Below are 22,408 nucleotides of genomic sequence, written 5' to 3'. Positions count from 1 at the left end.
ACTGACGGGAGCCGCGAAAGATGAGCAATATCCTGATTATCAACGCTAAAAAACAATTCGGCCATTCCAACGGCGAACTCAACCAAACCCTGAGCGACGTGGCGGAAAGCTTCCTGCGCGATCTACAGCACGATGTGCAGGTCACCGTGGTCGACGACGGCTATGACATCGAAGCCGAAGTACAGAAATACCTGTGGGCCGACGCGATCATCTATCAGATGCCGGGCTGGTGGATGGGCGAACCTTGGATCCTGAAAAAATACATCGATGAAGTGTTCACCGCCGGTCACGGCAGCCTGTATGCCAACGACGGGCGCTCTCGTTCTGACGAAAGCAAAAAATATGGCTCCGGCGGCCTGATCCAGGGCAAAAAATACCTGCTGAGCCTGACCTGGAACGCCCCGATGGAGGCCTTCACCGATCCCGATCAGTTCTTCCACGGCGTCGGCGTCGACGGCGTTTACCTGCACTTCCACAAGGCCAACCAGTTCCTGGGAATGGAAGCGCTGCCGACCTTTATCTGCAATAACGTGATAAAACAACCGGATATCGAAGCGGACATCGCACGTTATCGCGAGCATTTGGCGAAAATTTTTGCTTAACTGACGCAGAACATTCTCATCAACGAGGCAGACATGATCACCGTAATCGCAGAAATCAAAGTGAAACCCGGCCACCGCGCCACCGTACTGCAAGCCATTGAAAAACTGGTGCCGCTGGTGCTGGCGGAAGACGGCTGCGGCGAATATACGCCGATGGTCGACAGCAATACCCAGGCCCCCTGGCAGAAACGGTCGCCGGATTCGGTGTTCATGCTGGAGAAATGGGAAAGCATGGCGCATCTGGAAAAACACCTGGCCATTGAGCACATGCTCAAACACCGCGAGACTATCAAGGACAGCGTGCTGGACACCGAGATCTACATCCTGGAAAACGCCCTGTAAGCTCCGCCTTATAACGTCTGCGCGTCGATGTGCGCGCTGACGTAGTCAAGAAAACAGGTGATGCGCGCCGCCAATTGCGTATTGCGGTAATACACCGCGTTGATCGGCTGGCGCACGTCCAGCGTCTCCTGCTCCAGCAACGTCACCAACTTGCCGGCTTCCCGATCGCGACGGGTCATAAAGTCCGCCAGCTGTACGATCCCCTCTCCCTGCAGCGCCAATTGCCGCAGCGTTTCACCGCTGGACGCAGAGATCGTCGGCGTGATGGCGAAATGCGGCGCCTGGCGATAGCGCAACGGCCACTGGTTCAGCGACTCCGGCTGGGTAAAACCGAGCAGACAATGCCGATGCAACTCCTCCACGCTCTGCGGCGTGCCGTGCTGCTGCAGATAAGCCGGGCTGGCGAGGATGCGCAGCCGGCTGGCTCCCAGCGCGCGCGCATGAATGGTCGAATCACGCAACGCCCCGATGCGAATGGCGATATCCGTGCGTTTTTCCAGCAGATCGATAATCAGGTTGTCGGTGTTCAGCTCGAGCGAAATTTGCGGATAACGTTCCCTGAATCCCGCCACCAGCGGCACGATGACGTGCTCCATAAAAGGTGCGGCCGCATTGATCCGCAGCCGCCCGGCGGGCATTTGCCGGCGCACCGCCATTTGCTCTTCGGCATTTTCCACCGAGCTGATGATCGTACGCGCATGGTTCAGGAAGCTCAGCCCCTCTTCGGTCAGCTCCAGACGACGCGTCGTGCGGCGCATCAGGGTGGTATCGAGCTTATTCTCCAGGCGGCTGAGCGCGCGGCTGATGCCGGATGTTGTCTGGCCGAGCCGATCGGCGGCGGCGGTGATAGAACCGCTGTCGACCACCGAGGTGAACGCCAGCAATTCTTCGAGCGTGATCTTCATGCATTCCGGCCCAGGTTATCGGGCGCCGCATGAACGCCCTGCGGGAAAGCCGGCCCGGCGTTTCGCCGGGCCAGGGTCAGGCTCAGACCGCCAATTCGGCCATGTCGCCCTTATCTTGCAGCCAGTTGCGGCGATCTTCCGAACGCTTCTTGGCCAACAGCATGTCCATCACCGCCAGCGTCTGATCGACGTCATCTTCCGCCACCGTCAGTTGCACCAGACGGCGGGTGTTCGGATCGAGGGTGGTTTCGCGCAGCTGCAGCGGGTTCATCTCGCCCAGCCCTTTAAAGCGCTGCACATTCGGCTTGCCCTTCTTGCGCTTCAGCTGTTCCAGCACGCCGGCTTTCTCTTCTTCATCCAGCGCGTAGAACACTTCTTTACCGAGATCGATGCGATACAGCGGCGGCATGGCGACATAGACGTGGCCGCCTTTCACCAGCGAACGGAAGTGGCGCACGAACAGCGCGCACAGCAGCGTGGCGATATGCAGGCCGTCGGAGTCCGCATCCGCCAGGATGCAGATTTTGCCGTAGCGCAATTGGCTGAGATCTTCGCTGTCCGGATCGATGCCGATCGCCACGGAAATGTCGTGCACTTCCTGCGAGGCCAGCACTTCGTCCGAGGACACTTCCCAGGTATTCAGGATCTTGCCCTTCAGCGGCATGATCGCCTGATATTCACGATCGCGCGCCTGCTTGGCCGATCCGCCCGCCGAATCCCCTTCCACCAGGAACAGTTCGGTCATGGCCAGATCCTGCGAGGTGCAGTCCGCCAGCTTGCCCGGCAGCGCCGGCCCGCTGGTCAGCTTCTTGCGCACCACTTTCTTGGCGGCGCGCAGACGGCGCTGGGCGCTGGAGATCGCCAGCTCGGCCAGCTGTTCCGCCGCCTGAACGTTCTGGTTCAGCCACAGGCTGAAGGCGTCTTTCACCACGCCGGAAACGAAGGCCGCGCACTGACGCGAGGAGAGACGCTCTTTGGTCTGCCCGGCGAACTGCGGATCCTGCATCTTCACCGACAGCACGTAGGCGCAGCGATCCCAGATATCCTCCGCCGACAGCTTCACGCCGCGCGGCAGAATATTGCGGAATTCGCAGAACTCGCGCATCGCGTCCAGCAGCCCCTGACGCAGGCCGTTGACGTGGGTGCCGCCCTGCATGGTCGGGATCAGGTTGACGTAGCTTTCGGTCAGCAGCTCGCCGCCTTCCGGCAGCCACAGCAGCGCCCAGTCCACCGCTTCGGTGTCACCGGCGAAGTTGCCGACGAACGGCGCTTCCGGCAGGGTGATCAGGCCATTAACCGCTTCCATCAGGTAGTCGGTCAGGCCGTCCTGGTAACACCAGCGCTGCTCGGTGTTGTTCACCTTATCGATGAAATAGATCTCGACGCCGGGGCACAGCACCGCTTTGGCCTTCAGCAGGTGAGTCAGGCGCGATACCGAGAAACGCGGGCTGTCGAAGAACTGTTCGTCGGGCCAGAAGTGCACGCTGGTGCCGGTGTTGCGTTTGCCGCAGGTGCCGGTCACCGTCAGATCTTGCACTTTGTCGCCGTTTTCGAAGGCGATGCTGTAAACGTTGCCGTCGCGGCGCACGTTGACTTCCACCCGCTTCGACAGGGCGTTGACCACCGAGATACCCACGCCGTGCAGGCCGCCGGAGAACTGGTAGTTTTTATTCGAGAATTTACCGCCGGCGTGCAGCCGGCACAGGATCAACTCAACCGCCGGCACGCCCTCTTCCGGGTGGATGTCCACCGGCATGCCGCGGCCGTCGTCGATCACTTCCAGCGACTGATCGGCGTGCAGGATCACGTCGATGCGCTTGGCGTGGCCGGCCAACGCTTCGTCGACGCTGTTATCGATCACCTCTTGGCCGAGGTGGTTTGGGCGCGTCGTGTCGGTATACATGCCGGGACGACGGCGCACTGGTTCTAGACCGCTGAGTACTTCAATGGCATCAGCGTTATAGCTGGATTGAGTCATCGTTGATTATTTTTTCGTGGTTAAAGGGAGGTGCCGGAACGGCCCGTCAGACCGCGTTTAGCCCTAAAAAATCCACAATCTGGGGGAAGTAGTGCTCGAAACCGACGAAGGCGTGGTTTCCACCCGACTCCACCGTTTGCCGACACGCGGTGTAATACGCCACTGCCTGGCCGTAATCGAGAATTTCATCGCCCGTTTGCTGCAGCAGCCAGATTAAATCCGGCGACTCCAAAGGATCGATCTGCATCACTTTCAGATCGTAAACGTGCCGAGACTCTAACACATATTGCTGGCCGGTGTAGGGGTTCTCGTTGGCGCCGAGGTAGTCGACCAGCAGCTCAAACGGCTTGACCGCCGGGTTGACCACCACCGCCGGCAGGGAAAAACACTGCGACAGCCAGGTGGCGTAATAGCCGCCCAGCGATGAGCCGACCAGCCCGAGCGTTTGCCCGGCGCGTTCCAGCACCAGATTTTCCAGCATCTCGGCGGCCTCCGCCGGAAAGGCCGGCAGCTGCGGCACCAACATCTCGATATCGGGATGGTGTTCGGCCAGCCAGGCCTTGAAGGCCACCGCCTTGGCCGACTGCGGCGAGCTGTTGAAACCGTGCAGGTAGAGCAGTGTCGAAGGCATCAGTATCCATCCGAGTCCATATCGGGGCGGAAGTCGTCGTTTTCCAGGCGGAACACCTGCGTCTCGACGCGACCATCCGGCAGCAGATCGAGGTAGCGCCAGCCGGGGGAGACGTCGTCGATGGTGAAGTTCGTGCAGTGCGGCTTGAATTGCACGCAGGTAGACGGCGTCGCCAACAGGCGCCGCCCCTGCCATTCCAGATCCAGATCCTGGTGAATGTGCCCGCACACCACGGTATTCACTTTCGGATAACGCAGCAGGATCGCGCCCAGCATATGCGGGTTGCGCAGGCTGTGCTGATCGAGCCAGGTACAGCCGGAAGGCAGCGGATGATGGTGCAACAGCAACAGCGTATAGCGCTCGGGGTGAGCCTGCAGGCAGCGCTCCATCCACTCCAGCTGGTATTCGCTCAATTCGCCGTGCGGCACGCCGAACACCTGGCTGTCCAGCATCAGCACTTGCCAGTTATCGCCCAGCAGCACCTGTTTGGAGGGCGCGATGCCCGCGGCGGCCAATGCGTCGACCATCGCCGGTTGAAAATCGTGGTTGCCCGGCAGCCACACGCAGGGGGCAGGCAGTTGCGCGATGCCGGCGGCGAAGTGGCGGTACGCCTCTTGCGAATGATCCTGCGCCAAATCTCCCGTAGCGACGATCAAATCGACGTCGCGGCGCTGCGCCTGGATGGCGTCCAGCACCGCGTGATAGCTGCGATAGGTATTGATGCCGAGCAACGTCTCGTGTTCGCCGGCAAAAAGGTGGGTATCTGTTATTTGTAGAATCCTGACCGCGGCCCCACTCGCCACGGGCAGTTTAAACAGGCTTTCCAAATGGTGTCCTTTGTTATTTCAGTCTGTCTAACAAACCGGAACCGCCATCGCTCCATGCGCCAAACAGTAGCGCAGCCAATCAGCAAGAAACTGGTTAATTTGATGCTTTTCGTCGCGTTGATGCAACTTTTTATTAGGATAATCATAACGCGCTTTAAAGCGGTAGATCTGCTGACTGGAACACACTTCCGCAACCATGGCGTCATGGTACAACCGCACCGTCATCGCGGGCAGGCTCCAGTAGCTGACCGCCGGAAAGATCTGCTCGATCTCCACCAGCGACGTGTAACGCGTGGACTCAACGATGGTCAAACGATAGCCGGCGCCGTTCACCTGATAAGTCACCGTTTCGCCCGCTTCGTCGTTGCGCGGCAGCAAGCGGCGCAATTGCGCGAAGTTGGTTTCGCACAATCTCATCATTTCGGGGAAATCAGGGGTATAGCGCTGTTTCATTAGTTGGCCCACTCTTTTCTCAACGATTCATGGTGCAACGCCAGCCATTGCAATGCAATCACTGATGCGGCGTTATCGATCGCGCCTTCCTCAACCCAGCGGTAAGCCTGTTCGCGGCTGACCACATGAACGCGGATATCTTCATGTTCTTCCGCCAGGCCGTGGATGCCCTCGGCGGTGCCGGCGTCCACTTCGCCGACCATGATCGACAAACGTTCGCTGGTGCCGCCGGGGCTGGCCAGATAGCTCAGCACCGGTTTGCAGCGCCCGACCACCACGCCGGCCTCCTCCTGCGCTTCGCGGCGGCACACGTCCTCGACGCTTTCACCGGTTTCGATCATACCCGCCACCATTTCCAGCAGCCAGGGCGAATTACTGGTATCGACCGCGGCGATGCGCAGTTGTTCAATCAGCACAACCTCGTCGCGCACCGGATCGTAGGGCAGCAGCACCGCCGCATGGCCGCGTTCGAAAATTTCACGCGTGATTTCAGGGCTCATTTCGCCATTGAACAACCGATGGCGAAACCGGTATAAATTGAGTGAAAAAAAACCACGGTACAGCGTCTCGCGTGCAATAATTTCTACATCTTTTTTATCGAAAGTAACGGGCGACGGCTGCGAACGGTTCATGCGCGAATTCTCCTGCTTGAGTATGCCGATAAAATAAACGGTTTTGATGACAGAAACAGCGGGACTCTCCGCCGCGGCTTTATGTTAGGCTGTTTTTCGCCGCCGGATGCGGCACGTTTGTGCGCTCGCAGGTAATAGCGGGAAACAATCCGGATTGTCAGCCATAATATCAGCTGCAGTCGACCCGGGCAGTACGCCAAGGTAAATGGGCGGTCTGAAAGGTAAAAGTTACGTGAGATGGCACATTCAGCCACCTGATGCGTACCTCAGACTCTGCTAGAATCGGCAACTATTTCGTCTATCGTCAGCGCTAACATAGCAATATTGCTGCACAACAAGGAATGCAAATGAAGAAACTGCTCCCCCTTCTTATCGGACTGAGCCTGGGCGGCTTCAGTGCAATGAGCCAGGCAGAGAACCTGCTGCAGGTCTACAAACAGGCCAGGGAAAGTAACCCGGATCTGCGCAAAAGTGCAGCTGACCGCGACGCCGCATTCGAAAAGATCAATGAAGCGCGCAGCCCGCTGCTGCCGCAGCTAGGTTTAACCGCAGGTTACGATTACACCAACGGCTATCGTGACAGCAATGGCGTTAACAGCAACGTGACCAGCGGTTCGTTGGCGCTGACGCAAACTATTTTCGACATGTCGAAATGGCGCCAGCTGACGCTGCAGGAAAAGACCGCCGGCATCTCCGACGTTACCTTCCAGACAGCGGAACAGCAGCTTATTCTCAACACGGCGACCGCTTACTTCAACGTGCTGAAAGCGATCGATACGCTGTCCTATACTCAGGCGCAGAAAGACGCGGTGTATCGCACGCTGGATCAAACCACCCAGCGCTTCAACGTGGGCCTGGTGGCGATCACCGACGTGCAGAACGCCCGCTCGAACTACGACACCGTGCTGGCGGCGGAAGTCTCCGCCCGCAACGATCTGGACAACGCGCTGGAAACGCTGCGTCAGGTCACCGGCACCTTCTACCCCGAACTGGCCTCGCTGAACACCGATCGCTTCAGCACCCAGCGCCCGGAAGCGGTGAACAACCTGCTGAAAGAAGCGGAAGCGCGCAACCTGAGCCTGCTGTCCGCCCGTCTGAGCCAGGATCTGGCGCGCGAGCAAATCCGCGCAGCCCAAACTGGCTATATGCCGACGATTGACGTCAGCGCGTCAACCGGCATCAGCAATACCAAATACAACGGCTCCAATACCGGTGGCGCGAATGCCGCACGCTACAGCGACTCCGATGCGGGCCAAAATAAGGTCGGCATCAGCTTCAACCTGCCGCTGTACAGCGGCGGCGCGACCAATTCGCAGGTGAAACAAGCGCAGTACGGCTTCGTCGGCGCCAGCGAGCAGTTGGAAAGCTCACACCGCAGCGTGGTGCAGACCGTTCGTTCGTCGTTCAACAACGTTAACGCTTCGATCAGCAGCATCAACGCCTACAAACAGGCGGTGATCTCCGCGCAAAGCTCCCTGGACGCGATGGAAGCCGGTTATCAGGTCGGTACCCGCACCATCGTCGACGTGCTGGACGCCACCACCACGCTGTATAACGCCAAACGTCAGCTGTCCGACGCGCGTTATACCTATCTGATCAACCAGCTGAACATCAAGTCGGCGCTCGGCACGCTGAACCAGAACGATCTGCTGCTGCTGAACGGCGCGTTGGGCAAACCGGTATCGACCGCGCCTGACGCCGTCGCGCCGCAGAATCGCGCGCAGGACGCCTATGCAGACGGCTATCAGGACAATGCGCCGATGCAACAGACCGCGGCGCCGGTACCGGCGGCCACTCGCGCATCCGCGCCGGCCGTTACCACCAGCCAACCGGCTCGCAACAGCGGCAACCCATTCCGCAACTGATGCGCGCACGCGGATAAACACGGGGTTCGGCCTGCGCCGCGCCCCGTTTTTTTTGCCTCGATTTCACCACTTCTGCCCGCCGCCTCACAGCCGCCGCCGCGTCAGGTGGTATCATCGTCACTCTCGTTTTCGCAGTCTGGATGAGGTTCGATGGACAACGATTCACGCTGGCAGCGTCTGATTAACGACGGCGAATTGCCGCCGCCGCTGCGCCCGGCACAGGCGGTTTACGCCTCCTGGCTGCGCTGCCGCAGCCTGATGCAGCCCGATGTCTGGCAAGCGCCGCACCGCGCGCAGGGCACCACCTTCGAATCGATTTGCCGCCGCAAGAACGATCTGCTGACGCTCGGCCAGGCGGCGCTGGAAGACGCCTGCGAATACATGGAGCCGCGTCGCTGTCTGTTGATGATCCTCGACGAGAGCGGCTGCATGCTGTGGCGCTGCGGCGACGCCCAAACCTGGGAGCACCTGCAGCAACTGGGATTCGCCCCCGGCGCCTACTGGGCCGAGGGGCAGATCGGCACCAACGCCCCGGCGCTGGCGGCGGCGGAAGGCCACCCGGTACGAGTGAGTGGTGAAGAGCACGTGCGCCGGGCGCTGCACGGTTGGTCTTTCTGCGCGACGCCGGTCTACGACAACAGCGGCCGCCAGCGCGGCTCGATCGCACTGGGCTGCCTGCTGGCCGACTGCGCCGCCGGCGATCTGTCGCTGACGCTGGCCATCGCCCGCGAAATAGGCAATTCGCTGAACGCCGACGGCCTGCTGGCGGAATCCAACCGCCATCTGAACCAGCTTTACGGCCTGCTGGACGGCGTGGACGACGGCGTGATGGCCTGGGATCATCGCGGCTACCTGCAATACATCAACCAGCGCGCCGCCGCCCTGCTAAAGCTGGACGAGCAGCAGAGCCAGGGCAAACCGCTGGCGCAGTTGCTGACGCTGCCCGCCCTGCTCAAGCGCGCCATCGCCGACCGGCAGCCGCTGCAACACGTCGAAGTCACCTTCGAAAGCCAGCGGCAGTTTATTGCCGCTTTGCTGACGCTAAAGCCGATTTTCGACGGCGATCGCTGCAGTTTCATCGCCCTGCTGCACCCGCTCGAGCGGCTGCGCCAGTACGTCAGCAGCCAGTTGGGGCGCGTCAGCCATAGCTTCGAGCAAATGCCCTCCGCCTCGCTGGAAATGCGGCGGCTGATCCGTTACGGCCAGCAGGCGGCCAAGGGCCAGCATCCGATCCTGCTGCGCGGAGAGGAAGGGGTTGGCAAAGAGATGCTCAGCCAGGCTATCCACAACGCCGGCGAACGCGCCGCCGGGCCGTATATCGCCCTCAACTGCCAGCTGCTGCCGCAGGCGCAGGGGCTGCGTGAACTGTTGGGCAGCGACGCCAGCGAAGAAGAGGCGGGCCAGCTCAGCAAATTCGAATTGGCCAACGGCGGCACGCTGTATCTCGAACAGATCGAATACCTGCCGGCGGAGATGCAGTCGGCGCTGCTGCAGGTGCTGAAAACCGGCGTGGTGATCCGCCTCAATTCCAGCCGGGTGATCCCGGTCGATGTCCGAGTCATCGCCGGCAGCGCCGCCGACCTGCCGCTGCTGGTGCAGCAAAACCGCTTCCGCCGCCAGCTGTTTTACAGCCTGCAGGCGTTCGAGATCCAGATCCCGCCGCTGCGCCAGCGGCTGAGCGATATTCCGCTGCTGGTCAAACACCATCTGCGCACGCTGGAGCAGCATTTTCAGTGTCGCTTCCGGGTGGATGACGAGGTGATGGCCCAGTTGGCGCTTTATCTGTGGCCGGGCAACGATTTGGAACTGAAAGGGGTGGTGGAGCGCGCGGCGATGATTTGCCACGGCCACCACATCCAGTTGGCGGATCTGCCGGCGCACCTGCTCGGCCAGCCGTCGCTGCTGGAAAGCGATCCACAGCCCGGCGCGCCGCTGTTGACGCTGACGGACATGGAACGCCAGGCGATCCTGCGCGCGGCGACCGTCAGCCGCGGCCAGGTGACGGAGATGGCGCAGCTGCTGGGCATCGGCCGAACCACGCTGTGGCGGAAGATCAAACAGCACGGGATCGACATCCGCCAGTTCAAACTGCGCGCTTAGTGGCTGAGCTGCAACACCCCGCGCGCGGCGTCCAGCATCGCCTTCTGCCCGCTGCGGGTTTTGCTCAGGCAATCCTGCATACCGACCACCATCGGAATGCCCATCGCCTTCGCCAGAATGGCGCTGTGCGACAGGGCATTGCCGCCGCTCAGGCAGATGCCGAGCACCAACCGGCGGTCGAGCATCACCACCTCTGAGGGCATCAGCTCATCCATCACAAGTATCGACGGTTCTGCCAGCGCGATGGCCGGCAGCGCCAGCCCCTCTAGATGGCACAGCGTGCGGCGCAGCATGTCGCGCACGTCCAGTTCGCGCGCCCGCATGTAGTCGTCATCCAGCTCGCGGTACTCTTCGGCGATCGCCTCCAGCACCTGCCGCCAGGCCTGCTCGGCGCTGCACAGCTGTTGCGCGATGCGGGTGTAAGCCGCCTGCTGCAGATCCGGATCGTCCAGCAGCATGCTGTGGGCGCCGAAGATCGCCGCCTGCGGCTTGCCGATCAGCGTGCCGGTGCGTTCCGCCAGCCGGTTCAGATCGCTCAGCGTGTGCTGCAGCGCCTCCCGCAGGCGTTCCTGTTCGCCCAATACCTCGTCCGCGCCGATCCGTCGATCGGCGGCTGGCGGCCAGAAACTGCGGGCCTGGAACACCGGCCCGCTGGTGACGCTTTCCGCCACCGGAATACCGTGCAGCGAAGGCTGCTGCCGCTCGGAGACCGTCTCGCCAAAATGCTGCTCCGCCAGCGTTTTGAACGCCGCCAGCGCCTCGTCCGCCTGCGCGCCGTCGGCGATCAAACGGATGGTGTCGCCGTGACGCACCTGCAGCAGCGCCAGCTGATTGAGGCTGCGCGGATCGACGCACTGCCCCTGCTTTTCCAGCACCAGCTCGGCCTTGAACGGCGCCAGCGTCTCGACCAGCCGCGCCGCCGGGCGCGCATGCAACCCGTGCGGGTTCTGCACCGTCCAGGTTGCGCTTTTGCCCTGCGCCAGCGGCAAGGCCACGCTTTTCGCCGTAGGTGAAGCCTCGCCCAGCTGTGCCTGTTTGGCCTGCAGCGCCCCCTGCGCCTCCGCTACCACCTGCTCCAGTGAGGCGCCGGAGTTGGCGGCCACCACCGCCGCCAGCGTGCCTTCAACCAGCGGCGCCGCACACAGCCGCACTTTGGCGGCCAGATCCGGATCCAGCAGATCGAGCGCGGTTTCGGCACTGAGCAGCGCGCTGCCCAGATCCATCAGCACCAGAACGCCGTCGCCGTCGGCGACCGCTTCGATCGCCTCCATCACTTTGACCGCGTCGGTGCCGATCGGGTGCTGCTCGTCATCCACGCCCGCCGCCAGCGCCAGTTTGCAGCCGTCGCCGCGCATCATCTGCCGCGCCAACTGCTCAACGCCGCGCGCCAGCAACGCGCTGTGCGAAACCACCACGATATTAATCATCTCGCCTCCTGCTAACTGCCGGCGACCTCGGCCAGCGTTTTCATCATCAACATCACCGAAGTGGCGCCGGGATCCTGGTGGCCGATGCTGCGCTCGCCCAGGTAACTGGCCCGCCCTTTGCGCGCCTGCATGGTAATAGTGCTCTCCACCGCCCGCTCGGCGCTGTCGGCGGCGCGCTGCAGCGCCTCCGCCACGCTCAGGTTTTGCTGCGCGGACTGGCCGAGGCTTTCTACCACCGGCCACCAGACGTCGCACATGGTCTTGTCGCCCGGCTCCGCCTTACCGCGCATCACCACACCTTCCACCCCCTCTTGCATCATCTGATGCAGCTCCGGCAGATCCAGGCTCTGCTTGGCGTTCGCCGCCTGCGCCGCGCGGATGAAGAAGGTGCCGAACAGCGGGCCGCTGGCGCCCCCCACGCTCGACAGCAGCGTCATCCCGGTGTTTTTCAGGATAAAGCCGATATCCTTGTCCGCCACCGACGGCAGTTTTTCCACCACCTTGTTGAAACCGCGATTCATGTTCAAACCGTGGTCGGCATCACCGATCTCGGTGTCCAACTGGGTCAGAAAATCGCGCTCCCGGCTGAACACCTCGCCGCAACGCATCAGCCAATCGACAACCTGTTGTTTGGTCAACGCCATGATTCCTCCTCAGCAACCCCAACGCAGCGCAGGCGTTTTCACCGGCGCATCCCACAAGGACAACAGCTCGTCGTCCACGTTCAACAACGTGATGGATACCCCCTGCATATCCAGCGAGGTGCAATAAGACCCCACCAGGTTGCGTTCAATGATGATGCCCGCCTCGGCGCAGCGCTCCGCCAGCCGATGGTACACGCCATACAACTCAGACAATGGCGTGGCGCCCAGATTGTTGACCAGCGCGATCACCCGATCGCCGCGCGTCAGCGGCTGCTTGGTCTGCATCTCGTCGCGCCACTCGCCCTGCTGACGATCCCAGACGCGGATCGCGCGCTGATAGTGGCCGTGGTCGATCAACGTATGGAACATGTCGTCCACCGCCGCGTTGAGCGTGGTGAACGGGCGGCGCGCAATGCCTGGCTCGCCGTGAATGCCGACGCCGAACTCCATTTCGTTCTCCGCCAGGGTGAACGACGGCTTGCCGGCGGCCGGCACGGTACAGGCGCCCAACGCAATGCCGATTGAATGCCCGTGGTTATTGATGCGATGCCCCAGCGTCACCACGCTGTCCAGATCGTCGCCGCGCGCCGCGGCGGCGCCCAACAGTTTCTCCATCAGCACGGTGTTGGCCACCCCACGCCGCCCGGCGGTAAACAGGCTGTCTTTGACCGCCACGTCGTCATCCACCAGCACCGTCGCCACCGCGACGCCGCTGTCGTGCAGCAGCTCGGTGGCGGTTTCGAAGTTGAGCACGTCGCCGGTGTAGTTCTTGATCAGCAGCAGCACCCCGGCGCCGCCGTCGATCGCCTGACCGCACTCGTACATTTTATCCGGCGTCGGCGAGGTGAAAATCTCGCCCGGACAGGCGCCGTCGAGCATCCCTTCACCGACGAAGCCGCAGTGCATCGGCTCATGGCCGCTGCCACCGCCGGACAGGATCGCCACTTTGCCCGCCACCGGCGCGTCGGCGCGGGTCACGAACACCGGATCCGCGTGCACCAGCAGCTCGGGATGAGCCTCCGCCAGCCCCTGCAACTGCTCTTCCAACACCGACTCGATCTGATTAATCAGTTTTTTCACGATGGTTTCCTCTGTAAGAACAGGGGCGCGGCGCACCGCGCCCCAACGGTATCAATGACGCTGCAACCAGGCGGCGCCCAGCCTGTCCGCCGTCAGGATCGCCGCCTGCACGCCGGCAGGGGTGACCTTGAACGGCATGTTGTGAATGGTTTCACCCGCGGCGCAGCTGGCCTCGGCCACCGCCATCATCTTCGCCATCGCATCGCCGGTGACGCCCATCTGCGCCAGCGTGATCGGCAAGCCGATGTCATGACAAAACGCCAGCACGGTTTCAATCTGCTCCATCGGGCTGTTCTGCAGCACCAGTTGCGCCAGGGTGCCGAACGCCACTTTCTCGCCGTGATACAGGTGGTGACACTCCTCCAGCACGGTGAAACCGTTGTGAATGGCATGCGCCGCCGCCAGCCCGCTGCTCTCGAAGCCGATGCCGCTCAGATACGTATTGGCCTCAATGATGCGTTCCACCGCTTCCGTCACCACGCCGGCCTCGACCGCCAGTTTGGCTTTTACCCCTTCGGCCAGCAGCGTGTCATAGCACAGCCGCGCCAGACTGAGCGCCGCCAGCGTCGATTTGCCGCCGGCCATGCTGGTGGCCTGCGCGTCGAAGCAGGCCTGCGCTTCGAAATAGGTGGAGAGCGCGTCGCCCATGCCGGCTACCAGCAGGCGCACCGGCGCTTTGGCGATGATGGCGCTGTCCATCACTACCATGTCCGGGTTGCGTGGGTAGATCAGGTATTCAGCGAATTCGCCCTGTTCGGTGTAGATAACCGACAGCGCGCTGGTCGGCGCATCGGTAGAGGCGATGGTGGGAATGAGCACCACCGGCAGCCGTTGGTAGTGGGCGACGGCCTTGGCGGTGTCGAGCGTCTTGCCGCCGCCGACGCCGATCACCCCGCGGCAGCCGTGGGTCTGCAGCTCGCGGCCAAGGCGGTCTATCTCTTTACGGCAGCACTCGCCGTTGAAGCGGGCCGCATGATGTTTCACGCCGTGCTGTTGCAGGCTGCCCATCAGGGTGTCGCCCGCCAGCTGCATCACAAAGTCGTCAGCGATCACGAAATAATGGTCGGCGAGGGATTTGGCGTATTCGCCGACGGCGGACAGCGCATTGGCGCCCTGAATGTATTTGCCTGGTGACTGGATGATTCTCAACATAACCGGATCCTTGTAGGGAGTTGGCGATGGTAACGTTCAGATATCAGGTGATGACGCGCCGGCTTCGCCGCCGGCTTGTTGTTGTGCTTCGACTATGAGCGCCTGCCGCCCGCCTGGCGAGCCACGCGATTTTTGTTCCATTATGGAACATCATCATAGCGATAACGTTTCATGATGAAACGCCAACGCGCGTTTTTTCGCCGCGAAAGCGAACTGGCGCACACCCCAACGTATAACTGCGTAAAGAGTGGATTCTGCGGGCGTTTCAGCTTTAATTTTGACCATGTTTCCCCTATCCTTAGCGCCACTACTGGGAAAGGGCGAAAACAGCCCGCATGATGGGATTGATAACGATGAAACGGACAAAAAACATCAACCAAGAGACGTTCCGCAAATCCTGGCGCAGCTACCGTGTCGCGCCCGTGGCCTTGGCGATCAGCGCCGTCTTTATGCTGGCCGGCTGCGAGAAGAGCGATGAAACGGTCTCCCTGTATCAGAATGCCGATGACTGTTCGCGCGCCAACCCTTCGATGAGCGAGCAGTGCACCACCTCCTACAACAATGCCCTGAAAGAAGCGGCGAAAACCGCGCCGAAATACGCCACTCGCGAAGACTGCGTCGCCGAGTTCGGCGAAGCGCAGTGCACCCAGGCTCCGGCACAGGCCGGCATGGCGGCGGAATCACAAAGCAGCGGCAGCTTCTGGATGCCGCTGATGGCGGGCTACATGATGGGCCGCCTGATGGGCGGTTCCGGCTTCGCGCAGCAGCCGCTGTTCACCTCCAAGAATGCCGCCAGCCCGGCGAACGGCAAGTTTGTCGACGCCAGCGGCAAGAGCTACGGCCCGGCCACCGCCGGCGGCCGCACCATGACGGTGCCGAAAACTGCCATGGCGCCGAAGCCTGCGGTCACCAATACCGTTACCCGCGGTGGCTTCGGCGAGACCGTGGCCAAGCAGACCAGCATGCAGCGCAGCAGTGCCACCTCCAACTCCGGCTCTCGCAGCATGGGCGGTTGATGCATGAAACGTATTGCTATTACCGAGCGCCCGGACTGGCGTGAAAAAGCGACCGAGTTCGGTTTTCGTTTCCACACCATGTACGGCGAGCCGTACTGGTGTGAAGACGCCTATTACCAGTTCACGCTGGCGCAGATTGAAGAGATCGAAAGCGCCACCGCCGAGCTGCATCAGATGTGCCTGCAGGTGGTGGAGAAAGTGGTCGGCAGCGACGAGCTGATGGCCAAGTTCTGCATCCCGAAACACACCTGGGAGTTCGTGCGCAGCTCCTGGCGCACCAACCAGCCGTCGCTGTATTCGCGTCTCGATCTGGCCTACGACGGCGTCAACCCGCCGAAGCTGCTGGAGAACAACGCCGATACGCCGACCTCGCTGTATGAAGCGGCCTTCTTCCAGTGGCTGTGGCTGGAAGATCAGATCAATGCCGGCAAGCTGGATCCGCAATCGGATCAGTACAACAGCCTGCAGGAGAAGCTGATCGAGCGTTTCGCCGAGCTGAAAGCGCATCACGGCTTCGGCCTGCTGCACCTGGCGTGCTGCCAGGACAGCGAAGAAGATCGCGGCACGGTGCAATATCTGCAGGACTGCGCGCAGGAAGCCGGTCTGCCGACCGAGTTCCTGTTCATGGAAGAGATTGGCCTTGGCGAGAAAGGTCAATTCACCGATCTGCAGGATCAGGTGATCGGTAACCTGTTCAAGCTCTATCCGTGGGAATTCATGCTGCGCGAGATGTTCTCCACCAAGCTGGAAGACGCCGGCGTGCGTTGGCTGGAGCCGGCCTGGAAAAGCATCATCTCCAACAAGGCGCTGCTGCCGCTGCTGTGGGAAATGTTCCCGAACCACCCTAACCTGCTGCCGGCTTATTTCGCGCAAGACGTTCATCCGCCGATGGATCATTACGTCACCAAACCGCTGTTCTCGCGCGAAGGCGCCAATATCCAGATCGTCGAAAACGGTCAGGAAGTGGCGCGCGTCGATGGGCCGTACGGCGAAGAAGGCATGATCGTGCAGCAGTTCCATCCGCTGCCGAAGTTCAAAGACAGCTACACGCTGATCGGCAGCTGGCTGGTGAACGATCAACCTTGCGGCATCGGCCTGCGCGAAGATCGCGAACTGATCACGCAGGATCTGTCGCGCTTCTATCCGCACACCATCCTCGGCTGATCGCTCCACTGAAGGTAAAAACGCCAGTCTCTGACTGGCGTTTTTTCTTTAGCCCACCTGCACCGACAGCATGCTAAGCGCCCCCATTTCGATACCGTCGATCGGCACGCTGATGGCCTCTTTTCCATCCCAGCTGCCGAGCACATACAGCAACGGCAGATAGTGTTCCGGCGTCGGATTCGACAGCGCCGCCCCCTCATGGCGCATGAAATCCACCAGCGGATGGTTATCGCCCCGATAACGCAGGTTATCCCGGACAAAGTTATTGAATGATTCCGCCCATGGGTAGGCGCTGGTATCGCCCTGCCATTTCACCATGCGCAGGTTGTGCACCACGTTGCCGCTGGCGACGATCATCACGCCCTCGTCCCGCAGCGCGGCGAGTTTGCGGCCCAGCTCATAGTGATAGGCCGCCGGCTGCGTGCCGTCGAGGCTAAGCTGCACCACCGGAATGTCAGCATCGGGATACATCTTGATCAGGACACCCCAGGTGCCGTGATCCAATCCCCACTCGCCGAGATCCGCCGTTACCGGCACCGGCGCCAGAATTTGCTGCAGCTGCGCGGCCAGCGCGGGAGAGCCCGGCGCCGGATAGCGGGTATCAAACAGCGCCTGCGGGAACCCGCCAAAGTCGTGAATGGTTTTGGGTTTTTCCATCGCGGTGACCGCAGTGCCGCGGGTATACCAATGCGCGGAAACCGCCACGATCGCCTTCGGGCGCGGCGATGACTCACCCAACGCACGCCATGCCCGGGTGTAACGGTTGTCTTCCAGCACGTTCATCGGGCTACCGTGGCCAAGAAACAGTGCCGGCATACGAGAGGTGTTCATAGAGGGATCCTTAGTTCAAATTGTGCTATGGCGTTACATTACGCGCTTTGCCGCAGCAACACAGCCGGATAACCGTGATGAAGATATTCAATAAATTTGAATTAAAAAGCGCAAAAATGCACCGGCCAACAGAAAGTTAAAAAATACATATTTTTCAATTAATTAATAAATTCCGTGAATACCATGGCATTACTGCCACACAGATCTAATTTGTGAACAATTTATGTATTTTTTGTTAACACAGTCGATACACTCCTCTGTCAGTCGACAGGGTGTTGGCAGCCCGTCGGCGCTACGGGAATCACGTCTCACCAAGGAGGAATTCATGTTCAGACTCACACTGGCAACCCGCCTGGCGCTTTCCATGTTCTTACTCGCCGGCTGGACGGCAAGCACCGGTGCGGCGGACAACGCGCAGCTGACGCAGCGCGAAGATCCTTACTTCATTCAGGCGCAAACTCAGCTGCAACAGCGGCTGAAGCAAACGCCAAACACCAACCGCGCCAAAAACGTCATTCTGGTCGTCGGTGACGGTATGGGGTTTTCCACCGTGACCGCCGCCCGCATTTTTGAAGGGCAACAGCGCGGCGTGGACGGCGAATCCAACGTGCTGGCCTGGGAGGCCTTCCCCTATCTGGCGGCGGCCAAAACCTATTCCGCCGACGCCCAAATCACCGACTCTGCGCCCAGCGCGGTGGCGATGACCACCGGCGTCAAAACCATCAACGATCTGATGGGCCTCAACCATACGGCTACCCTCAACAACTGCGAGGATCAGCAAACCAAGGCCGTCACCACGCTGTGGGAGATGGCCGCAACGCTCGGCATGTCCACCGGTGCCGTGACGACCGCCACCATTACCCACGCCACGCCGGGCGCCACCTATGCCCATATCGCCAATCGCGACTGGGAGTCTGACGCCAAAATGCCGGCGGATGCCCTGGCCGCAGGCTGCCGCGACATCGCGCGCCAGCTGGTGGAAATGAAGTACGGCAACGGCCTGAACGTAGCGATGGGCGGCGGGCGCGCCAACTTTCTGCCCGACAGCGTGAGCGATCCGGAATATCCCGGCAAGAAAGGCGCCAGAAAGGACGGCCGCGACCTGACGCAGGCCTGGCTGCAACGCTACGGCGAGCGTGGGCAATACGTCTGGAATCAGGTGCAGTTCGACAAAATCGATCCGACCAAAGTCGACCACCTGTTGGCCCTGTTCGAACCGTCGCACATGAACTTCGAGCACGATCGGCGGCAAGACGCGGCGGGAGAGCCTTCGCTGGCGGAAATGACCGGCAAGGCCATCGATATTCTGGCCAGGAATCGCGAAGGCTACCTGCTGTTGGTCGAGGGCGGACGCATCGATCACGGCAGCCATAACGGCAATGCCTACCGCACGCTGAGCGACGCGGTCGCGCTGAACGAAGCGGTGAAAACCATCGTCGACAAGGTCAATCTGGACGACACGCTGGTGATCGTGACCGGCGATCACAGCCACACGCTGACCATCGCCGGCTATGCCAAGCGCGGCAATCCTATCCTCGGTATTTCCGTCGGCGTCGACGGCAAACCGCGGCTGGGCAGCGACGGCAAGCCTTACACCACCGTCGGCTTCGCCAACGGCCCCGGCGGCACAATCCCGCTGACCGAGCGCCCGGCATTAACCATGGAACAGGCCACCGCGCCCGACTTTATTCAGCCGGCGCTGGTGCCGCTGAACAGCGAGACGCACGGCGGGGAAGATCTCGGCATCTACGCCATCGGCCCCTGGGCGCATCTGTTCCAGGGTACGGTGGAGGAGAACTACACCTTCCACGTGATGAATTACGCCAGCCGCATCGGCGAGCGCCTGTCAAAACGCTAGCCACAAAAAAAGCCGCTTTACGCGGCTTTTTTATCGTTGAAAGCGGCCGGCTATCAGCTGGCTTTTTTCTCGTGCGCCTGGCGGTAGGCCACCAGATCTTCGATGGTCAGCACCACCATGTCGTGCTGTTTGGCGAAGGTAATCACTTCCGGCGCATGCGCCATGCTGCCATCGTCGTTGGTCAGTTCACACAGCACGCCGGCTGGTTTGAAGCCGGCCATGGAAACCAGATCGATGGTCGCTTCAGTGTGGCCGCGACGGCTCAGCACGCCGCCCGGCTGCGCGCGCAGCGGGAACACGTGGCCCGGACGGTTCAGGTCGCTCGGCTTGGCGCTGTCTGCCACCGCCGCACGGATGGTGGTCAGGCGATCGGAAGCGGAAACCCCGGTGGTCACGCCCTGCGCCGCTTCGATGGTCACAGTGAAGGCGGTCTGGAACTGGCTGGAGTTGTTGGTCACCATCATCGGCAGCTCAAGCTGCTGACGGCGTTCTTCGGTGATGCACAGGCACACGATACCGCTGCCGTGGCGAATGGTCAGCGCCATCTGCTCAACGGTCATGGTTTCCGCGGCGAAGATCATGTCACCTTCGTTTTCACGGTTTTCATCATCGAGCACCATTACGCCGCGCCCGTTGCGCAGTGCGTCGATCGCGCGTTCAACGCGTTCTGTCGGCGTGCCGAAGTCTGAAAGTAGCGTCTGATTCATGGTAAAAAACCTCATTAAAAATTATGGATTACCAGAACCAGGGCGATCTTGAGGAGTAGCTAGCAATAGCTAAAAAAATAACGCAAGCGGGCGCATGCCCGGCAGATACCGTTACTCTCTCCCATCCGGACTATAACCGTCGGCCCCGGAATTACACCGGATCTGCTGACCTCTAACCGGCCTTTACAGGCTGGCTGAGCGCTCGCGGGCTTTCACCGTAGAAGGTGATTTACCGCCGGTGGGGACTTTCACCCCGCCCTGAGAATAAGCAAGATGACTATAACGCTAATGGGTAGACAGGGCAATTGGCAAAAGCACAATTCGGCCACGTACGGCGAATGCGCTTAATGGTTTATCCGGCGGGCAACTCGCATTACACTAAGCGGCAGCTATTAAACTCTGAAAGGGATACGCCATGATTGACCCGAAAAAAATCGAACAAATCGCACGCCAGGTTCATGAGTCCATGCCTAAAGGCGTTCGTGAATTCGGGGAAGACGTTGAGAAAAAAATCCGTCAGGTGCTGCAGTCGCAGCTGACCCGTCTGGATTTGGTTAACCGCGAAGAGTTCGACGTGCAGACTCAGGTGCTGTTGCGCACCCGCGAGAAGCTGGCGCTGTTGGAGCAGCGCATGGCCGAGCTGGAAAGCAAGCTGAGCGCGGCGCCGGCCGCCAAGCAGGAAGACGAATAATTCCCGCCAAGGGCGCGCACCGCGCGCCCTTGTTCTTTAGATTGCCCGGCGTTAGCCGCGCCCGTCTTTGATCGCTTTGATGATGTTGGTGGTCGACAGGCCGTCTTCAAAGTTCAGCACTTTGACATCGCCGCCGTTGGCCCACACTTCCGCACTGCCGGCAATCTCTTCCGGCTTGTAATCGCCGCCTTTCACCAGCAGATCCGGCAAGATGTCGGCGATCAAGCGCTGCGGCGTGTCCTCCTCGAACGGCACCACCCAATCCACCGCTTCCAGCGCGCCCAGCACAATCATGCGGTTCTCCAGCGCGTTGACCGGGCGTTTTTCCCCTTTCAGACGCTTGGTCGAGGCGTCGCTGTTCACCGCCACGATCAGGCGATCGCCCAGTTTGCGAGCATTGGCCAGATAGGAGACGTGGCCGGCATGCAGAATGTCGAAGATGCCGTTGGTCATCACCACTTTCTCACCGCGCTGACGCGCCTGCGCCACGGCGTTTTTCAACTGTGCTTCGGTCATCACGCCAAAGCCGGTTTCGGCGCGGCCGCGCACCGCGTTTTCCAGCTCGATCGGCGACACGGTAGACGTACCGAGCTTGCCCACCACCACGCCGGCGGCGGCATTGGCCAGGAAACAGGACTCTTCCAGCGAGTTGCCGGCGGCCAGCGAGGCGGCCAATACGCCGATCACGGTGTCGCCGGCGCCGGTCACATCGAACACTTCCTGTGCCTGGGTCGGCAAGTGCAGTGGCTCAACGCCAGGCTGCAGCAGCGTCATGCCGTGTTCGGAGCGGGTAACCAGCAGCGCCGACAGCTCGAAATCCGCTACCAGCTTCATGCCGCGTTCCACCAGTTCCGCTTCATCCTTACAGTGGCCCACCACCGCTTCGAACTCGGACAGGTTCGGCGTCAGCAGCGTCGCACCGCGATAGCGCTCGAAATCGGATCCTTTCGGATCGATCAACACCGGCACCTTGGAGGCGCGCGCCAGTTGGATCATGCCCTGCACCTGGCTGAGCGCCCCCTTGGCGTAATCGGACAGCACCAGCGCGCCGATCTGCGGCAGCGCCTGCTGAATGCGCTCCAGCATCGGCTGCGGATCAACGTTGGAGAAGCCTTCTTCGAAGTCGAGACGGATCAGTTGCTGGTTGCGCGACAGTACGCGCAGCTTGGTAATGGTCGGATGGGTCGGCACCGAGACGAAGTCGCAGCGCACGTTGACTTCATTCAGTTTGGCGCTCAGCGCCCGCGCCGCATCGTCGATGCCGGTCAGGCCCACCAGACGGGAAGTGGCGCCCAGCGAAGCGATGTTCATCGCCACGTTAGCCGCGCCGCCGGGACGCTCTTCGATGGTATCGACCTTGACCACCGGCACCGGGGCTTCCGGTGAAATGCGGCTGGTCGGCCCATACCAATAGCGATCCAACATGACGTCACCGACCACCAGCACACCGGCGCGGCGAAAATCAGGCAGCGTAACTTTCATCCGATAACTCCAAAAAAGAAC

General features: G+C 61.1%; 21 protein-coding genes and 1 riboswitch. Of the genes, 8 read left to right on the top strand and 13 right to left on the bottom strand.

Going from position 1 to position 22,408, the window contains the following annotated elements; genetic code table 11:
• Positions 1–20 precede the first annotated feature (20 nt).
• Both ACJ8IJ_RS12915 and ACJ8IJ_RS12910 read left to right on the top strand, forming a co-directional pair.
• Complete coding sequence (locus ACJ8IJ_RS12915; RefSeq protein WP_004937260.1) at positions 21–602, top strand: NAD(P)H-dependent oxidoreductase; 582 nt, start codon at positions 21–23, stop codon at positions 600–602.
• Between the two features lie 33 nt (positions 603–635).
• Positions 636–944, top strand: a complete 309-nt coding sequence (locus tag ACJ8IJ_RS12910) for a putative quinol monooxygenase (RefSeq protein ID WP_004937258.1) — start codon at positions 636–638, stop codon at positions 942–944.
• Positions 945–952: 8 nt separating this feature from the next.
• Here ACJ8IJ_RS12910 and ACJ8IJ_RS12905 read toward each other — a convergent pair whose 3' ends face one another.
• The 6 genes from ACJ8IJ_RS12905 to nudF all read right to left on the bottom strand — a co-directional run bounded on the left by ACJ8IJ_RS12905 (position 953) and on the right by nudF (position 6,370).
• Positions 953–1,849 carry a LysR substrate-binding domain-containing protein gene (locus tag ACJ8IJ_RS12905; RefSeq protein WP_015379080.1) on the bottom strand — a complete coding sequence of 299 codons (897 nt, stop codon included), beginning with the start codon at positions 1,847–1,849 and terminating at the stop codon, positions 953–955.
• 82 nt (positions 1,850–1,931) lie between these two features.
• The gene (parE, locus tag ACJ8IJ_RS12900; RefSeq protein WP_004937254.1) at positions 1,932–3,827 is read right to left on the bottom strand and encodes a DNA topoisomerase IV subunit B; all 1,896 of its coding nucleotides are present in this window, start codon (positions 3,825–3,827) and stop codon (positions 1,932–1,934) included.
• A gap of 46 nt (positions 3,828–3,873) precedes the next feature.
• The gene (yqiA, locus tag ACJ8IJ_RS12895; RefSeq protein ID WP_015379081.1) at positions 3,874–4,458 is read right to left on the bottom strand and encodes an esterase YqiA; all 585 of its coding nucleotides are present in this window, start codon (positions 4,456–4,458) and stop codon (positions 3,874–3,876) included.
• Positions 4,458–5,285: a 3',5'-cyclic-AMP phosphodiesterase gene (gene cpdA, locus ACJ8IJ_RS12890; RefSeq protein WP_004937250.1), complete on the bottom strand. Its 828-nt coding sequence runs from the start codon at positions 5,283–5,285 to the stop codon at positions 4,458–4,460. The genes yqiA and cpdA overlap by 1 nt, the downstream gene beginning before the upstream one ends.
• A 27-nt stretch (positions 5,286–5,312) precedes the next feature.
• Complete coding sequence (locus ACJ8IJ_RS12885; protein WP_004937244.1) at positions 5,313–5,738, bottom strand: DUF1249 family protein; 426 nt, start codon at positions 5,736–5,738, stop codon at positions 5,313–5,315.
• Positions 5,738–6,370, bottom strand: a complete 633-nt coding sequence (gene nudF / locus ACJ8IJ_RS12880) for an ADP-ribose diphosphatase (RefSeq protein ID WP_004937242.1) — start codon at positions 6,368–6,370, stop codon at positions 5,738–5,740. The genes ACJ8IJ_RS12885 and nudF overlap by 1 nt, the downstream gene beginning before the upstream one ends.
• A 347-nt stretch (positions 6,371–6,717) precedes the next feature.
• Here nudF and hasF point away from each other — a divergent pair, with 347 nt between their 5' ends.
• The gene (gene hasF / locus ACJ8IJ_RS12875) at positions 6,718–8,235 is read left to right on the top strand and encodes a multidrug efflux transporter outer membrane subunit HasF (RefSeq protein WP_004937240.1); all 1,518 of its coding nucleotides are present in this window, start codon (positions 6,718–6,720) and stop codon (positions 8,233–8,235) included.
• A 150-nt stretch (positions 8,236–8,385) separates the two neighbouring features.
• The gene (gene dhaR / locus ACJ8IJ_RS12870) at positions 8,386–10,335 is read left to right on the top strand and encodes a dihydroxyacetone kinase operon transcriptional regulator DhaR (protein WP_342578973.1); all 1,950 of its coding nucleotides are present in this window, start codon (positions 8,386–8,388) and stop codon (positions 10,333–10,335) included.
• On the opposite strand, the gene dhaM is transcribed toward dhaR, so the two are convergent.
• From dhaM to ACJ8IJ_RS12850, 4 genes are read right to left on the bottom strand one after another with little or no spacing between them, the layout of a single operon-like run.
• The gene (gene dhaM / locus ACJ8IJ_RS12865; protein ID WP_342578974.1) at positions 10,332–11,762 is read right to left on the bottom strand and encodes a dihydroxyacetone kinase phosphoryl donor subunit DhaM; all 1,431 of its coding nucleotides are present in this window, start codon (positions 11,760–11,762) and stop codon (positions 10,332–10,334) included. The two genes, dhaR and dhaM, sit on opposite strands and share 4 nt — an antisense overlap.
• Before the next feature lie 11 nt (positions 11,763–11,773).
• Positions 11,774–12,406: a dihydroxyacetone kinase subunit DhaL gene (gene dhaL / locus ACJ8IJ_RS12860; RefSeq protein WP_004937232.1), complete on the bottom strand. Its 633-nt coding sequence runs from the start codon at positions 12,404–12,406 to the stop codon at positions 11,774–11,776.
• Positions 12,407–12,415: 9 nt separating this feature from the next.
• A complete protein-coding gene (gene dhaK, locus ACJ8IJ_RS12855) occupies positions 12,416–13,486 on the bottom strand; it encodes a dihydroxyacetone kinase subunit DhaK (RefSeq protein ID WP_044030427.1) in 1,071 nt (356 codons plus the stop codon).
• A 51-nt stretch (positions 13,487–13,537) separates the two neighbouring features.
• Positions 13,538–14,638 carry a glycerol dehydrogenase gene (locus tag ACJ8IJ_RS12850; protein ID WP_442518700.1) on the bottom strand — a complete coding sequence of 367 codons (1,101 nt, stop codon included), beginning with the start codon at positions 14,636–14,638 and terminating at the stop codon, positions 13,538–13,540.
• Between the two features lie 353 nt (positions 14,639–14,991).
• On the opposite strand from ACJ8IJ_RS12850, the gene ACJ8IJ_RS12845 reads away from it, so the two are divergent.
• Together ACJ8IJ_RS12845 and ACJ8IJ_RS12840 are read left to right on the top strand one after the other, a co-directional pair.
• Positions 14,992–15,654 (top strand): DUF1190 family protein, encoded by a 663-nt coding sequence (locus ACJ8IJ_RS12845; protein ID WP_015379087.1) that lies wholly within the window; start codon positions 14,992–14,994, stop codon positions 15,652–15,654.
• Positions 15,655–15,657: 3 nt separating this feature from the next.
• Positions 15,658–16,818, top strand: a complete 1,161-nt coding sequence (locus ACJ8IJ_RS12840) for a glutathionylspermidine synthase family protein (protein WP_442518701.1) — start codon at positions 15,658–15,660, stop codon at positions 16,816–16,818.
• A 48-nt stretch (positions 16,819–16,866) separates the two neighbouring features.
• Here ACJ8IJ_RS12840 and ygiD read toward each other — a convergent pair whose 3' ends face one another.
• On the bottom strand, positions 16,867–17,649 hold the full coding sequence (gene ygiD, locus ACJ8IJ_RS12835; RefSeq protein ID WP_442518702.1) for a 4,5-DOPA dioxygenase extradiol: 783 nt from the start codon (positions 17,647–17,649) through the stop codon (positions 16,867–16,869).
• Positions 17,650–17,974: 325 nt separating this feature from the next.
• Between ygiD and ACJ8IJ_RS12830 the strand changes: the two genes are divergently transcribed.
• Positions 17,975–19,507, top strand: coding sequence for an alkaline phosphatase (locus ACJ8IJ_RS12830; protein WP_442518703.1), 1,533 nt, complete (start codon positions 17,975–17,977; stop codon positions 19,505–19,507).
• Positions 19,508–19,560: 53 nt separating this feature from the next.
• On the opposite strand, the gene ribB is transcribed toward ACJ8IJ_RS12830, so the two are convergent.
• Positions 19,561–20,214, bottom strand: coding sequence for a 3,4-dihydroxy-2-butanone-4-phosphate synthase (gene ribB / locus ACJ8IJ_RS12825; protein WP_004937218.1), 654 nt, complete (start codon positions 20,212–20,214; stop codon positions 19,561–19,563).
• Between the two features lie 109 nt (positions 20,215–20,323).
• Positions 20,324–20,484: riboswitch (FMN riboswitch) on the bottom strand.
• Positions 20,485–20,629: 145 nt separating this feature from the next.
• On the opposite strand from ribB, the gene ubiK reads away from it, so the two are divergent.
• Positions 20,630–20,905, top strand: a complete 276-nt coding sequence (ubiK, locus tag ACJ8IJ_RS12820; protein WP_004937216.1) for a ubiquinone biosynthesis accessory factor UbiK — start codon at positions 20,630–20,632, stop codon at positions 20,903–20,905.
• 51 nt (positions 20,906–20,956) lie between these two features.
• Here ubiK and hldE read toward each other — a convergent pair whose 3' ends face one another.
• A complete protein-coding gene (hldE, locus tag ACJ8IJ_RS12815) occupies positions 20,957–22,387 on the bottom strand; it encodes a bifunctional D-glycero-beta-D-manno-heptose-7-phosphate kinase/D-glycero-beta-D-manno-heptose 1-phosphate adenylyltransferase HldE (protein WP_442518704.1) in 1,431 nt (476 codons plus the stop codon).
• Positions 22,388–22,408: the final 21 nt, after the last annotated feature.

It is taken from the genome of Serratia sp. CY40230 (assembly GCF_052168835.1).
Taxonomy (GTDB): Bacteria; Pseudomonadota; Gammaproteobacteria; order Enterobacterales; family Enterobacteriaceae; genus Serratia; species Serratia nematodiphila.
The sequence above is the reverse complement of the archived record's forward strand: the minus strand, read 5'-3'. Positions and strand labels throughout refer to the sequence as shown.